The 14,337-nt window shown below is 72.1% G+C and carries 12 protein-coding genes; 7 read left to right on the top strand and 5 right to left on the bottom strand.

Going from position 1 to position 14,337, the window contains the following annotated elements:
* Positions 1 to 115: 115 nt before the first annotated feature.
* From SRB17_RS38620 to SRB17_RS38610, 3 genes are read left to right on the top strand one after another with little or no spacing between them, the layout of a single operon-like run.
* Positions 116 to 574 carry a cupin domain-containing protein gene (locus SRB17_RS38620; RefSeq protein WP_153545870.1) on the top strand — a complete coding sequence of 153 codons (459 nt, stop codon included), beginning with the start codon at positions 116 to 118 and terminating at the stop codon, positions 572 to 574.
* Between the two features lie 46 nt (positions 575 to 620).
* On the top strand, positions 621 to 1,430 hold the full coding sequence (locus SRB17_RS38615; RefSeq protein WP_153545868.1) for an alpha/beta fold hydrolase: 810 nt from the start codon (positions 621 to 623) through the stop codon (positions 1,428 to 1,430).
* Positions 1,431 to 1,448: 18 nt separating this feature from the next.
* On the top strand, positions 1,449 to 2,897 hold the full coding sequence (locus SRB17_RS38610) for a DHA2 family efflux MFS transporter permease subunit (RefSeq protein WP_153545866.1): 1,449 nt from the start codon (positions 1,449 to 1,451) through the stop codon (positions 2,895 to 2,897).
* Positions 2,898 to 3,148: 251 nt separating this feature from the next.
* Here the strand turns inward: SRB17_RS38610 and SRB17_RS38605 are convergent, their stop codons facing one another.
* From SRB17_RS38605 to SRB17_RS38590, 4 genes are all read right to left on the bottom strand, one after another.
* Positions 3,149 to 3,871, bottom strand: coding sequence for a class I SAM-dependent methyltransferase (locus SRB17_RS38605; RefSeq protein WP_153545864.1), 723 nt, complete (start codon positions 3,869 to 3,871; stop codon positions 3,149 to 3,151).
* Positions 3,872 to 4,011: 140 nt separating this feature from the next.
* The gene (locus SRB17_RS38600) at positions 4,012 to 6,468 is read right to left on the bottom strand and encodes an ATP-binding SpoIIE family protein phosphatase (protein ID WP_153545862.1); all 2,457 of its coding nucleotides are present in this window, start codon (positions 6,466 to 6,468) and stop codon (positions 4,012 to 4,014) included.
* A 166-nt stretch (positions 6,469 to 6,634) separates the two neighbouring features.
* Positions 6,635 to 9,058, bottom strand: coding sequence for an MFS transporter (locus SRB17_RS38595; RefSeq protein WP_323377243.1), 2,424 nt, complete (start codon positions 9,056 to 9,058; stop codon positions 6,635 to 6,637).
* A gap of 161 nt (positions 9,059 to 9,219) precedes the next feature.
* Positions 9,220 to 9,663 (bottom strand): SRPBCC family protein, encoded by a 444-nt coding sequence (locus tag SRB17_RS38590; RefSeq protein WP_153545860.1) that lies wholly within the window; start codon positions 9,661 to 9,663, stop codon positions 9,220 to 9,222.
* 161 nt (positions 9,664 to 9,824) lie between these two features.
* Between SRB17_RS38590 and SRB17_RS38585 the strand changes: the two genes are divergently transcribed.
* The 4 genes from SRB17_RS38585 to SRB17_RS38570 all read left to right on the top strand — a co-directional run bounded on the left by SRB17_RS38585 (position 9,825) and on the right by SRB17_RS38570 (position 13,612).
* Positions 9,825 to 10,865 (top strand): Rv2578c family radical SAM protein, encoded by a 1,041-nt coding sequence (locus tag SRB17_RS38585; RefSeq protein WP_153545858.1) that lies wholly within the window; start codon positions 9,825 to 9,827, stop codon positions 10,863 to 10,865.
* 183 nt (positions 10,866 to 11,048) lie between these two features.
* A complete protein-coding gene (locus tag SRB17_RS38580) occupies positions 11,049 to 12,602 on the top strand; it encodes an alpha/beta hydrolase (RefSeq protein ID WP_153545856.1) in 1,554 nt (517 codons plus the stop codon).
* Positions 12,603 to 12,698: 96 nt separating this feature from the next.
* Positions 12,699 to 13,097 carry a RidA family protein gene (locus SRB17_RS38575; RefSeq protein ID WP_153545854.1) on the top strand — a complete coding sequence of 133 codons (399 nt, stop codon included), beginning with the start codon at positions 12,699 to 12,701 and terminating at the stop codon, positions 13,095 to 13,097.
* A complete protein-coding gene (locus SRB17_RS38570) occupies positions 13,094 to 13,612 on the top strand; it encodes a GNAT family N-acetyltransferase (protein WP_153545852.1) in 519 nt (172 codons plus the stop codon). The genes SRB17_RS38575 and SRB17_RS38570 overlap by 4 nt, the downstream gene beginning before the upstream one ends.
* A gap of 7 nt (positions 13,613 to 13,619) precedes the next feature.
* Here SRB17_RS38570 and SRB17_RS38565 read toward each other — a convergent pair whose 3' ends face one another.
* Complete coding sequence (locus tag SRB17_RS38565; RefSeq protein ID WP_323377239.1) at positions 13,620 to 14,204, bottom strand: adenylosuccinate lyase; 585 nt, start codon at positions 14,202 to 14,204, stop codon at positions 13,620 to 13,622.
* Between the last annotated feature and the right edge of the window lie 133 nt (positions 14,205 to 14,337).

Below are 14,337 nucleotides of genomic sequence, written 5' to 3'. Positions count from 1 at the left end.
CATCGACCTCTCTTCATGAGAGTGCACTTGCATAAACGCTGGAGGACTGTCTAATCTCGTGAGAGTCGGCTCTCACGAACGGCCACAGAAGAGCCAGAACAGACAGGGGACAGCAATGAGCGAGGTTTCCGTGGTCGGCCCGGACGGCGGCGAGACGATCCAGCTGGGCCGTACGCAGATGCGCATCCTCGAGGACGGCAGCACCACCGGTCACCGCCTCGGGATCGGTGAGATCACCATCGCCCCGCACACCCAGGGACCGCCGCAGCACCGTCACGCCCAGCACGACGAGGGCTTCTACGTCGTCTCCGGCACCGTGCACTTCACCGTCGGCCGGACGACCCACGTCGCCCCGGCGGGCACCCTCGCGATGATCCCGCCCGGCGCCCCGCACACCTTCGCCAATCTCGGCGACGAGCCGGCGGTGATGCTCAACACCTTCACGCCCGACCTGTACGTGCAGTACTTCCGGGACCTGCGGAACATGATCGCCGGCGGTCGGGAACTGACCCCGGAGTCGACCGTCGAGGTCATGAGCCGGTACGCCACGACTCCCGCCACCGACTTCGCATAGGTCCGGCCGACTGGCCGCGTTCACCGTTCACCCGAGGAGAGCAACCATGACCAGCACCACCCACACCCTCACCCTCGACCAGGGCGACCTCGACGTCACCGTCGACCTCCAGGGCCGCCAGGGACACCCCTTCCTGCTCCTGCACGGCGGGGGCGGCCCCGAGACCGTCACGCCGTTCGCCGCCCTCCTCGCCGAGCAGCGGCCGGCCAGGGTGTTCACCCCCTTCCACCCGGGCTTCGGCGGCACCACCCGCCCCGACTGGCTGACCGACGTCACGACCCTCGCCCGGATCTACGTACGGCTGCTCGAAGAACTCGGCCTGGAGGACGTCGCCGTCGTCGGCAACTCCATCGGCGGCTGGATCAGCGCCGAAATGGCCGCACTCGGCAGCGAGCGGATCACCAGCTTCACCCTCGTCAACGCCGTCGGCATCGAGGTCCCCGGCCACCCCGTCGCCGACACCTTCCCCCTGACGCCCGTCGAACTGTCCCGTCTCTCCTTCCACGACCCCTCGAAGTTCCGCTTCGACCCCAGCGCGCTCACCGATGCGCAGCGCGCGGTCATGGCCGCCAACCGCGCGGCGCTGGAGGTCTACTCGGGCCCGGATGCGATGGCCGACCCCACCCTCCGCGAGCGCCTGGCCAAGGTCACGCAGCCGGTCCTCGTCGCGTGGGGCGAGAGCGACCAGGTCGTCGACGCCGACTACGGCCGGGCGTTCGCGGCGGCCATTCCGGATGCCCGGTTCGAGCTGCTGCCCGTCACCGGCCACATGCCCCAGGTCGAGACCCCGGAGCAACTCCTCCCGCTGGTCTGGGACTTCGCCGACGCCCACGCCACCGACCGACCGCAGCACTGACCCCAACAGGAGCGTCCCATGTCCGAACCCGGCGGCAGGCGCCGGTCATTGGTTCTGGCCATCTGCTGTCTGAGCGTGCTGCTGGTCAGCCTCGACGCCACCATCCTCAACGTCGCGCTGCCCGCGATGCAGGACGACCTGCGCTCCTCCGTGTCCGGCCTCCAGTGGACGCTCAACGCCTACACCATCGTGCTGGCCTCGCTGCTGATGCCGGCCGGCTCCACGGCCGACCGGGTCGGCCGGCGGCGGATCTTCCAGCTCGGGCTGGCACTGTTCACCGGCGGGTCGGCGCTGTGCAGCCTGGCGCCGACCCTGGGGTGGCTGGTGATCTTCCGCATGGTGCAGGCGACGGGCGGCAGCATGCTCACCCCGGTCGCCATGGCCATCCTGGCCAACACCTTCTCCCAGCCCCGGGAGCGGGCACGGGCGATCGGCGTCTGGGGCGGGGTGGTCGGCATCAGCATGGCGGCCGGGCCGATCCTCGGCGGCGTACTGGTCGACGCGGCCGGATGGCGGTCGGTGTTCTGGCTGAACGTGCCGATCGGCCTGGCCGCGCTGATCCTTGCCGCGATGTTCGTCCCCGAGTCCCGCGCGCCACGGGCCCGCCGGGTGGACCCGGTCGGGCAGTTGCTGGTGATCGTCCTGCTCGGCACGCTCACCTACGCCCTCATCGAGGCGCCGGACCAGGGCTGGACCTCGCCGCCGATCGTGGCCTGCCTGATCGCCGCGACGGGCACGTTGATGGGGTTCGTACCGTACGAGAACCGGCGCGCCGAACCACTCGTCGAGCCGCGACTCTTCCGCAGCGCGTCCTTCAGCGGGGCCGTCGCGACGGCCGTCTGCTCCTTCGCCGCACTCGGCGGCTTCCTGTTCGTCAACTCTCTCTATCTGCAACGGGTGCTGAGGCTGAGCGCTCTGGACACCGGGCTCCACCTGCTGCCGATGGCCGTGCTGTCGCTGCTGTGCCCGCCGCTGTCCGGGCGGATCGTGGGCACCCGCGGCCCGCGCATCCCCTTGCTGCTCGCGGGGGCCGGCATCACCTCCAGCGGTGTGCTGGCCGTGGCCGTCACCCGCTCCACCCACCCCTCGGCCGCCCTGCTCCACGTCACATACGCGTTGTTCGGACTGGGCTTCGGCTTCGTCAACGCGCCGGTCACCACCACCGCGGTCGCCGGGTTGCCGCCCGCCCGGGCCGGGGTGGCCGCGGCAATCGCCGCGACCAGCCGACAGGTCGGCTCCGCGCTCGGCATCGCGGTGATCGGCGCCGCGGTCGCCGCCGGGGCACGACCGGCAGCCTGCTGGATCATCGCCGGCTGCGGACTGACCGTCCTCGTCCTGGGTGTCCTGACCTCCGGCCACCGGGTCACCGCCGCCGAACCGAGCGAGCCGACGGTCCAGGCCCGACAGATGACCGAACAGACTCCGGCGCTCCCCCGCCAGGACCACCCCGCGAGATGGAGGCTGTGACCCTCACACAACGACGCGTCGAGACCGGACGACCTGCCAGGCCGGAGGAAGGATGTGCACGCGCCGCAACACGGCTTCGCCAGACTCGGACCATCACGTTCCGGGCATCGGACGGACCGCTTCCGGACGCCGGACGGTCCGCCTCCGGACGCCGGACGGTCCGCCTCCGGACAGCGGACCGGGGTGCGCGGGACGGCGGTCCCACGCACCCCGGAAAGCCGCAAAGGCGCTTTCCCCGCGCCAGCAAGGCCTTACCGCGCGCCGGCCAGCACGAACCAGCGGGCCGGCAGGTCGATGCGGGTGCCGTCGGCCAGGTACTCGGTCTGCGGCAGGGTCGTCTCGCCCTCGGCGAGGATCTTCAGACCGGCCTCGCCGAGCAGCCGCGGGATCTCCGTGTCGTCGGCGTCGGCGGGCTTGAGCCCGTGGTGGAAGACGCGCTGCAGCTTGGGCCCCGGGCCGCCCTCCTGGGTCGCGGCGCGCCTCAGCACGTCCCGGGACCCGGAGGTGAGTTCGACGACGAACGCGCGGCCCTCGGTGCCGACGAGTGCGGCGACGGCGGCGGCGACCGCCGGCCGCGCCGCGGGCTCGCTCTGGTGGATGACGGCCCGCATGTAGACGTTGACGTCGCCGAGCCGCTCGTGCAGGGCGCGTACGGCAGCGGAGTCGGTGAGGTCGAGCTGCTGGAACTCCACGGCGTCGTCCGGCGTGGCGCGGCGGGCGTGCTCGACGGCGGCGTGCGAGAGGTCGACGCCGACCGCGCGCGCGAACCGGCCGGCGAGGTAGCGGGTCTGGGTGCCGTTGCCGCAGCCGAGGTCGACGATGGTGCGCTCCGGGTCCGCGTGTGGCAGCAGCAGGGCGCTGTGCGGTACGGCGGACAGGGCGGGATCGCAGTCCCAGATCGCGTCGCCCGCCTCGTCGGAGGTCTCCCTCCAGTAACTCTCCCAGTTGCTGCGGTACTTGTCCGAGACGTTCATGCGCTCTCCCCACGGTTCGGTTCCGTGATCGGGATATCGCGAAGGCCCGGAGCTGGCAAGGGGCGGGAGGTCACCTTCACCGGAAGTACGGACCCCGGACAACCTGCGGGGCGCGCGCCGTCAGGACGCACGCCCTCCCGTCATCCCCTTCGGGCGAGGGCCTGTTCGAACCAGACGGTCTTGCGGTGCCCGCTGCCGCTGGCGCCCCACTCCCGGGCCAGTCGGCTGACCACGCGCAGACCGCGGCCCGACTCGTCGTAGGGTTGGGCGCCGAGCATCTCGGGCAGGCCGGGCTCGTCGTCGGTGACCTCGAACAGCAGGGCGTCGGTGCGGACCACGCGCAGCCCGACCGGCTCGCTCACGGCGTGCCGTACGGCGTTGGTGACGACCTCGCTGACCAGCAGCTCGGCGGTCTCCACGGCCTGGGGCAGACCCCATGCGAGGAGCCGTTCGCGGACCAGGCGGCGGGCCCGCGCGACCTCGCGCGGGTCGGCGTCGAGCTGCCATTCGGCGACGTGGTCGTCCGGGATGCCGTTGAGGCGGGCCATGAGCAGGGCGACGTCGTCCTTGCGGCCGCCGCGCGTGTTCAGGGCCCGGATGATGGTGTCGCAGGCGTCGTCCATGGAGGCGGCGGGGTGTGCGGCGGACTCGCAGAGCGCGGCCAGGCCCTCGCCGATGTCGGAGCCGCGCACCTCGACCAGGCCGTCGGTGCACAGCACCAGCCGGTCGCCGGGCGAGACCTTGACCCGGGTCGCCTCGAAGGGAACGCCGCCGACGCCTATGGGGGCGCCGGTGGGCAGGTCGAGGAGTTCGCTGCTGCCGTCCTCGGCGCGCACCAGCACGGGCGGGATGTGTCCGGCGTTGGCGAGGTGCAGTTCGCCGCGGATCGGGTCGTAGACGGCGTACAGACAGGTGGCGAGGTAGGTGTCGCCGAGCCGGCGGGCCAGGTCGTCGAGGTTGCGCAGAAGCTGGGCCGGCGGGGTCTCCATGGTGGCCATGGTCTGTACGGCGGTGCGCAACTGGCCCATCATCGCGGCCGAGTTGAGGCCGTGGCCCATGACGTCGCCGACCACGAGGGCGGTGCGCGAGCCGGGCAGTTTGATGGTGTCGAACCAGTCGCCGCCGATCCGGCCGAGCCGGGTGCCCGGCAGATAGCGGGTGGCGATGTCACAGCCGGCCATCCGCGGATCGACCTGCGGGAGCATGCTGTCCTGCAGGGTGTCGGCGACGTTCTCCTGGTAGGTGTACATGCGGGCGTTGTCGAGCACGAGGCCCGCGCGGGCGGCGAGTTCGGCGCCGGTGGTGCGGTCCATGTCGTCGAAGGCCGGGCGGTCCGGGCGGCGCATCAGCACCATGAAACCCAGGACGACGTTACGGGCCTTGAGCGGGACGATCAGCAGGGAGCGCCCGCCGATGAGCGGCCTGAGGTCCCGCTTCTCGAACTCGCCGGCGATGCGCTCGCTCAGCTCCTCGGTGACCCTGGGGACGAGGACCGGTTCGCCGGTGACCATGCACTTGTAGAACGGGGTGTGCTCGGGGAAGGCGAAGGCCTCGCCGACGGGCACGGTGTCGTCCCAGCGGCCCGGTTCGTCGTTGTGCTCGACCCACACCCGGAACATCACCGTCTGCGCGTCCGGCGGCCCGTCCGGGAAGCCCTCGCCGGCGAGGACGGCCGCCCGCAGATGGGTGCCGGCGAAGTCCGCGAACCGGGGCACGGCCGCGCTGGTGACCTCGCGGATGGTCTCGCCGAGGTCGAGGGAGGAGCCGATGTCGGAGCTGACCTCGTTGAGGAACTCCAGCCGCTCGCGCACGGCGGCGTACTCCAGGTCCTGCTCGGCGCCCTGCGGGACCACGACGACCGGCGTGGTCCGCTGCTGGGGTACGACGGCCTCGGTCCGCTTGCGTCCGGGGCGGCGGGGCACGCCCCAGTACGGGGTGACGGGCACCCGGTCGAACTGGCTGAACTCCAGGACCGGGTAGCCCAGTTCCAGCATCTGGGAGACGATACGGCCGCTCAGGCCCGGGCCCATGTTGGGCAGGATCTCGGGCAGCCGGCGTTCGAGTTCGTCCGAGGCGGGCAGCTCGGTGTGGCGGGCGAAGCCGGGCGAGATGCGTTCGGCGGTCTCGTCGTCGTAGCCGCGTTCGTCGCGCAGCCGGGTGGCGTCGGCGGCGAGCACGAGCAGCCGGGACGGGCCGGGGCCGACCAGCGGGTAGGCCCACCACAGCACGTCGAGCCGCTCGGCTTCGGGCTCCTGGCCGCCCGGGGCGACGCGGGCGCGGCCCGCGGTGGGGTAGGCGGTGCGGCCGCCGAGCGAGGCCTCCAGGTCGGGGCCGAGCCCGTCGTACCCCTCGTAGGCGTCCGGCATCGCGTCGCCGTGCAGCTCCTCGGGGAGGGCGCCGGAGACGGGCAGCAGGTCGGCCGCGGCACGCCCGACGGCCCCCTCTCTGCCGACGCCGAACAGGCGCCGTGCGCCGCTGCTCCAGTGGGACACCAGGCCGTCGCGGTCGACAACGACCACGGCCAGCGGAATCCGGCCCGCCGGCGCGTCGCCGACGCCGCGCCCGGGAGGTGTGTCCCGCTCGCTGCCACGGTCCATGGCCCCGGCCCTCTCTCCCCACGGCTGTACGCAAACGATCTGTGCCGCCCGCCACTACGGTACGGCGGCGGCCGGTCGCGATGTGTGGCAATCCTGGAATTGGTTTCACCGGATCGCACCGGCGCGCAGCTCAGCGCCCCTGCGGGTGCCCTCGCTCCCGCCCTCTTCAGTCCTCGTGGCCCAGCTGCAGGTCCCGTTCGGTACGGCCGCCGCCCGCGACCTGGAGCACGGTGGCGACCGGCGGGTAACCGGCGGCGATGACGGTGTACTCGCCGGAGGAGAGGTCGACGAACCGGAACGTTCCGTCCGCTCCGGTCGTGAGGGTGTCGACCACGTTGCCGGCGGCGTCGAGCAGCGTCACGCGCGCGTCCTCCACCGGCCGGCCGCCGCTCGCCCGGACCGTGCCCCGCAGCACGGCGCCGCCCGCGAGTTCGACGTCCTGCCGGGTCTCCCGGGCGGCCTGCACGCTGACCGGGAGCGCGGCCGGGCGGAAGGCGGGGGCGCTGGCGGCGAGGGTGTACTCGCCGGCGACCAGTTCGGTGATGACATAGCCGCCCTCGCGGCCGCTGCGGGTGGCGGCGACGACCTCGCCGTGCACGTTGGTGAGGGTGACGGTGGCGTCGCGCACGGGGCTGCCGTCGGCGGTGAGGACGCTGCCGGCGAGACGTCCGGCGCCACCGAGGACGACGTCGAGCTCGACGGGCCGTTCGCCGACGGTGACGGAGACGGCCTGCGGCTGGTGGCCGCCCGCCGCGGCGATCAGCACGTACGACCCCGGGCCGGGCGTGCTGAGCGCGTACCGTCCGTCCTCGCCGCTCGCGCCGCGCCCGATCTGCTGCCCGGAGACGTCGATGAGGGTGAGCGCCGCGCGGGGTACCACGGTGCCGTCGGGGTGCTGGACGGTGCCGCAGACGGGGATGCCGGCGGCATGGGGCGACCGAAGCGAGGTGGGGGTCCCCCCGGCCGGAGGCTGGGGACGGGCCTGCGGAACCGAGGGGTTCACGGGCTCGGGCTCTGTTTCGGCGGTGTGGTGGGACACCAGTGGTTTCTCCTTGAGGAAGAAGGCGATGAGCAGGCCGAGGGCGAGCACCGGGACGAGGTAGAGGAAGATCCGGGGCATCGCGTCGGCGTAGGCGCGGATGTAGGCGTCGCGCAGGGGCGGGGGCAGCGCGTGGACGAGCTGCGGGGTGATGGACTCGGGGTCCGGCAGCGCCGCGCCCGCGCGCGGGGGCAGCTCCTGGCGCAGCGAGGAGGCGAGCCGGTTGGCGAACAGGGTACCGAAGACGGCGGCGCCGACGCTGCCGCCGATCTGCCGGAAGTAGTTGTTGGCGCTGGTGGCGGTGCCGAGGTCGGCGGGCCGTACGGAGTTCTGCACGGCGAGGACGAGGACGGGCATCACCATGCCGATGCCGGCGCCCAGGACGGCCATCCAGATGCTGTAGTGCAGCCGGGGCGTGTCCACTTCGAGCCGGGACAGCAGCCACATGCCGACGGCGGAGACGGCGCCGCCGAGCACGGGATAGATCTTGTAGCGGCCGGTGTGGCTGATGAGCTGCCCGCCGATGATGGAGGCGCCGACGATCCCGGCCATCATCGGCAGCATCAGCAGCCCGGACTCGGTGGCGCTGGCGCCGTCGACCATCTGCAGGAAGGTCGGCAGATAGCTGGCGGCGCCGAACAGGGCGACGCCGATCACGAGGCCCACCAGACCGCTGACGTTGAACACGGAGTCGCGGAACAGCCGCAGCGGGATGAGGGGTTCGGCGGCGAACCGCTCGGCGACGAGGAAGAGGACGACGGCCGCGAACGCGCCGGCGCCGAGGCCGATGATCTGCCGGGAGCCCCAGGCGTACTCGGTGCCGCCCCAACTGGTCAGCAGGACCAGGCAGGTGGAGGCGGCGGCGAGCAGCAGGGCACCGAGGACGTCGAGGCGGCCCCGGCTCTGCGGCTTCGGGAGTTTCAGGACGAGGGTGACGACGGCGAGGGTGACCAGTCCGAAGGGGACGTTGACGTAGAAGCACCAGCGCCACGAGAGATGGTCGGTGAAGTAGCCGCCGAGCAGCGGCCCGGCGACGGAGGCGAGGCCGAAGGCGGCGCCGATCAGGCCCATGTAGCGGCCGCGCTCCCGGGGCGGCACGACGTCGGCGATGATCGCCTGCACGCCGATCATGAGCCCGCCCGCGCCGACGCCCTGGACCGCGCGGAAGGCGATCAGCTGGTCCATGGACTGCGCCCGGCCGGCGAGCGCGGAGCCGACGACGAAGACGGCGATGGCGAACTGGAAGACGCCCTTGCGGCCGAAGAGGTCGCCGAGCTTGCCGTAGAGCGGCAGGCCGATGGTGGAGGTGAGCAGGTACGCGGTGATCGCCCAGGACATCCGGTCCAGGCCGTGCAGTTCGCCGACGATCTTGGGCAGCGCGGTCGCGACGATCATCTGGTCGAGCGCCGCGAGGAGCAGGGCGAGCATCAGCCCGAAGAACACCAACCGCACGCGGGGCGCGCCGAGTTCGGCGCTCTCGGCCGGTGGGGCCGCGGGCGCCCCCGGGGGCGTCGTGAGCGGCTCGTCCCGCACCAGAGTCGTCCCGCTCACGTACCGCTCCCCTCGTCACACCTGTCACATTTCCCGCGTTACGCGTCAACTGTGAACAACTGCGGCGAGTTACGGAATCGTTCCGGAGGAGAGGGACATCCACTCGAACCGGTGAAGGGGGAAACCGGAGGGCAACCCCCCTTCACCGGCGGGTTCTTGGCCTACTTCTCGACCTCGGCGGCGAGCCGGGCGAGGACGGCGTCGTAGATCCGGCCGAGCCCCTTGGGCGCGAAGGTCTTCTCGAAGAAGCCGCCGATGCCGCCGGCACCCTTCCAGGTGGTGGTGACGACGACCCGGGACTTCCCCTCACCGGCGGGGGTGACGCGCCAGGTGGTGACCATGGAGGAGTTGCGGTCCTTCTCGACCAGCTCGCCGTCGGTGGGCTCGCTGACCTCCAGCAGGCAGTCGCGCACCCGCTTGCTGGTGGCCTGGAGCTTCCAGTGGACGAGGGTGCCCTCGCCGTCGCCGCCCTCGCGCACCTCGTACTCGCTGAAGTGCTCGGGCAGCAGCTTCTGCCGCGTGCCGCGGTAGTCGGCGAGGGCGTCGAACACCTTCTCCGCGTCCGCCGCGACGACCCGCTCCGTAGTGGCCTCGACCTGCGCCATTGCGTTCCTCCAGGACCTGGTTTCTCGGGGTTGGGGAAAGCCAACCACCCCGGTGCCCGGCCACCCAAATCGGGGGCCTGCGACAGGGGTCCTCACCTGGAGTCGCACGATCATGGGAACACATGTTCTATTGTGTGCGCAGTGCTAGCGAGGAGGGCGTCATGCGCTGGGAGAACCTCACGGACGAGAGCGAACACAGCCGGGCCGGAACCGCGCTGTTCGGCGCCGACGCCGTCACCACCCGCACCTTCGACACGCCGGAGTTCAGAGGGATCACCTTCCACGAGGTCCGGGCGCGCTCGGTGCTCAACCGGGTGCCGGGGGCCTCGCGCATGCCGTTCGAGTGGACGGTCAACCCGTACCGCGGCTGCTCGCACGCGTGCGTGTACTGTTTTGCGAGGAAGACGCACAGCTATCTGGACCTCGACACCGGCATCGGCTTCGACACCCAGATCGTCGTCAAGGTGAACGCCCCCGAGGTGCTGCGCCGGCAGCTCGCCTCCCGCCGCTGGCAGGGCGATCACGTGGCGATGGGCACGAACGTCGACTGCTATCAGCGCGCGGAGGGCCGTTACCGGCTGATGCCGGGCATCATCTCCGCCCTGACCGAGCACGCCAACCCGTTCTCGATCCTCACCAAGGGCACCCTGATCCTGCGCGACCTGGACCTGCTGGTCCGGGCGGCCGAGGTGACGGACATCGGCATCTCGGTCTCCGTCGGCTTCCTCGACCCCGAGCTGTGGCGCACGGTGGAGCCGGGCACGCCCGCGCCGGAACGCCGTCTGGACGTCGTGCGCGCCCTGGGCGAGCACGGTATCGGCTGCGGGGTGCTGATGGCCCCGGTCATCCCGTTCCTGAGCGACGATCCGGCCCAACTGCGCGCCACGGTACGGGCGATCGCGGCGGCCGGGGCCACCTCCGTCACACCCTTGGTGCTGCATCTGCGGCCCGGGGCGCGGGAGTGGTTCATGGCCTGGCTCGGGCAGCACCATCCGCACCTGGTGCGGCGTTACGAGCGGCTGTACGCGGAGGGCGCCTACGCACCCAAGTGGTACCAGCGCCGGATCACCCGTCAGGTGCACGAGCTGGCACAGGAGTACGGCATCGGGCCGACCCGTCCGGGCCTGGTCCGCCGGATCCACCCGGCCCGGCCGGCCGAGCCCCCGGCCGCGGCCGAACCGACCCAGCTCACCCTCATGTGAGAGCGGCGCCCGCCCCGGGGGTGAGGGCGTTGTCCGGCCGCGGGCGTGGGCGTTGGCGGGCTCCAGGCACCCCAATTGGGTCAACTATGCCTATAACGCGCTCTTCGGAGCGCCGATTCCGGGACGATGCGGCGGAAGATGTGACCCTCGCAATCCGCCGACACCTCCGTCCCGGGAGAACGCATGAGAACACGCGCAGCCGTGCTGTGCGCAGCCGTCGCCGTGCTGGTGGGCTCGGTCACCGCCGTTCCCGCGGGGGCCGCCCCGTCGGCACACCTCAGCTGGAAGAAGTGCGGCTCCGACGACTATCCGACACTGCAATGCGCCTCCCTGAAGGTGCCGTTGGACCACGCGAACCCGTCCGGCCGGCAGATCACGCTCGCCCTCTCGCGCGTCCCGCACACCGCGAAGACCTCCCAGGGACCGCTGCTGGTCGACCCCGGCGGGCCCGGCGGCAGCGGACTGACGCTGGCCGGGTTCGTCGCCTCGGCACTGCCCCGGAGCGTGGCCGCGCAGTACGACGTCGTCGGCTTCGACCCGCGCGGGGTGGGCAGGAGCAGCCCGGCCCTGGACTGCGCGCCGGGCCACTTCAGGACGGTGCGCCCGGACACCCTGCCCGCCACGGCCGCGCTGGAGCGGACCAACCTCGCACGCGCCAAGTCCTTCGCCGCCGCCTGCGACCGCAAGTACGCCGACGTGCTGCCGTACATCGACACCGTCAGCTCCGTACGCGACCTGGACTCCGTCCGCCGGGCGCTGGGCGCGCCGAGGATCAGCTACTTCGGCTACTCCTACGGCACCTATCTCGGCGCGGTCTACGCGAAGCTGTACCCGACGCGGGTCCGTCGCCTGGTGCTGGACTCGGTCGTCGACCCGGCCGGCGTCTGGTACGAGGACAACCTCGGCCAGGACCATGCCTTCAACGACCGCCACCGCGCGCTGATGGCCTGGATCGCGCGGTACGACTCCACCTACCACCTGGGCAAGGATCCCGCGGCGGTCGAGGCCGAGTGGTACGCGATGCGGGCGGCCCTGGCGAAGAAGCCGGCCGACGGCAAGGTGGGCGCCTCCGAGCTGGAGGACACCTTCATCCCCGGCGGTTACTACGACGGTTACTGGCCCTATCTCGCCGAGGCGTTCGCGGCGTACGCGCGCGAGAAGAACACCGGGCCGCTGCTGGAGGCGTACCAGAACTTCGGTGCGGTGGACGGCTCGGGGGACAACGGCTACAGCGTCTACACGGCGGTGCAGTGCCGTGACAGCTCGTGGCCGGGCAGCTGGAACCGGTGGCGCGCGGACACCTGGGAGGTGTACGACAAGGCGCCCTTCATGGCCTGGAACAACGCCTGGTACAACGCGCCGTGCGCGTTCTGGCCGACCGCGAAGCGCAGGCCCGTGAACATCGCCAACGCCAAGCTGCCGCCGGCGCTGCTCTTCCAGGCGACGGACGACGCGGCCACGCCGTACGCGGGCGGCGTCCGGGCCCACCGGCTGCTCGCCCGCTCCAGCCTGGTGGTCGAGGAGGGCGGCGGCAACCACGGCGTCACGCTGAGCGGCAACGCCTGCCTGGACCGGTACCTGGCCGCGTATCTGACGGACGGCACGGTGCCGCGGGGTGCGGGTGTCGCCGACGCGGTGTGTGCGAAGTCGCCGGACCCGAAGCCCCTGGCGGCGAAGGCGGCGTCGACGTCGTCGCGCGGCTCGGCGCTGCACGGCCTGCTGGGCTTCCGTCGATAGGACGGGTCCGGCGGCAGGCGACAGCGACGGGGGCCGGCGGCAGGACGACTCCGCGACCCCGTCGGGGTTGTCAGTGGCGTGCTCCATCATGGAGCCATGACCGAACCGACCCGCATCCCCGCCCCCGACGGCGTGGCCCCCGCGACCCAGTACAGCCACGTCGTCTCGGCGACCGGCCGCCTCGTGGCCGTCTCCGGCCAGCTCGCCCTGGACGAGAACGGCAAGCTGGTCGGCGAGGGCGACCCCGCGGCCCAGGCCCGCCAGGTCTTCGAGAACCTCAGGCGCTGTCTGGCGGCGGCGGGCGCCGGCTTCGAACACGTGGTGAAGCTGACCTACTTCGTCACGGACACGGCCCACCTCCCGGCCGTCCGCGCGGCCCGCGCCGCCCACATACCCGACGACCGGCTCCCGGCGTCCTCCGCGGTCCAGGTGGCCGCGCTGGTGGCCCCGGAGTTCCTGATGGAGATCGAGGCGCTCGCGGTGGTGGCCGAATGACCTCCCTGGTCGTCCGGGAGATGGCCCTCGCCGACTGCGACCGCGTCTCCGAGATCCGGATCCGCGGCTGGCAGCACGCGTATCAGGGGCTGATGCCGCAGTCGTACCTGGACGGACTCAGCGTCGCGGCGGACGCCGAGCGGCGGCGGGCATGGTTCACCCAGGGGGACGGCTCCGTCGTGAACCTCGTCGCCGAGCGCGCGGGCAAGGTCCTCGGCTGGGCGGCGTACGGACCGTACCGGGACGGTGAAGTGCGCACCGGGGAAGCGGAGTTGTACGCGATCTACGTGGATCCGGCGCACCTCGGCAGCGGGGTCGGGCGGGCGTTGTTGTCGGCGTCGGTCGAGCGCTGCTCCTCCCACCCCCGCATCCTGCTGTGGGTCCTGAAGGAGAACGCCACCGCCCGCCGTTTCTACGAGCGCGCCGGTTTCCGTCCGGACGGCGCCGAGGAGCCCTTCGACGTGGACGGGGTGCCCGTGCCCGAGGTGCGCTATGTCAAGGCGCTGAACTACTGACCCTCCGTCAGGCCTCTTCCTTCTGCTGCGGGATCCGCGCCAGCGCGCGCACCGCCGCCTCCGCGAGCGCCGGATGGGCCAGGGCCTCGTTCAGGACCCGGCGGGCGCGGGGGTCGCCGAGGGTGCCGAGGCCCTCCACGCAGGCGAGGGCGACGCGACGGTAGGGATCGCGCGGGCGCAGGCGGCGTTCCAGGGTGGTGATCAGGGCGGGCACGGACTCCGGGGCGCGCAGGTCGGTCAGGAGCCGTACCGGGTGCAGGGCGTAGGCGACGCGGAGTTCGTTGGTGGCGAGGGCCGCCGCGGCGCGGGCCGTGCGGGGGTCGCCCAGGCGGGCGAGGGCATGGGCGGCGGAGACGCAGCGCGGGGGGTCGCGGTGGTTGAGGAGGAGCACCAGGGACTCGAAGGCGCGCCGGTCGCCGGCGAGGCCGAGCCGGAAGGCGGCCAGCTCCCTGGCCCACAGCGGCTGTCCCGGCGCGGTGAGCACCTCCGCGAGTGTGTCGTGGTCCTCGGTCGCCAGCAGCCGGTCGAACGCCGCCGAGCCTCGCGACTCCTGCCGTAAGCGCTCCGTGAGCGATCGCAACTCTTCGTCCACGAAGTCCAGCGTAGGCGGGTGGCGAGGCCCGAGGGAGCTACATCACAAAGTCCGGCCGGACCCAGCTCTGGCGCGCTCGTTACTCACGGGTTAAGCTCAGACGAGCGAGTTACCCACTCGCTCTTCCGCTGGC

The organism is Streptomyces sp. RB17 (assembly GCF_009604455.1).
GTDB lineage: Bacteria > Actinomycetota > Actinomycetes > Streptomycetales > Streptomycetaceae > Streptomyces.
The sequence above is the reverse complement of the archived record's forward strand: the minus strand, read 5'-3'. Positions and strand labels throughout refer to the sequence as shown.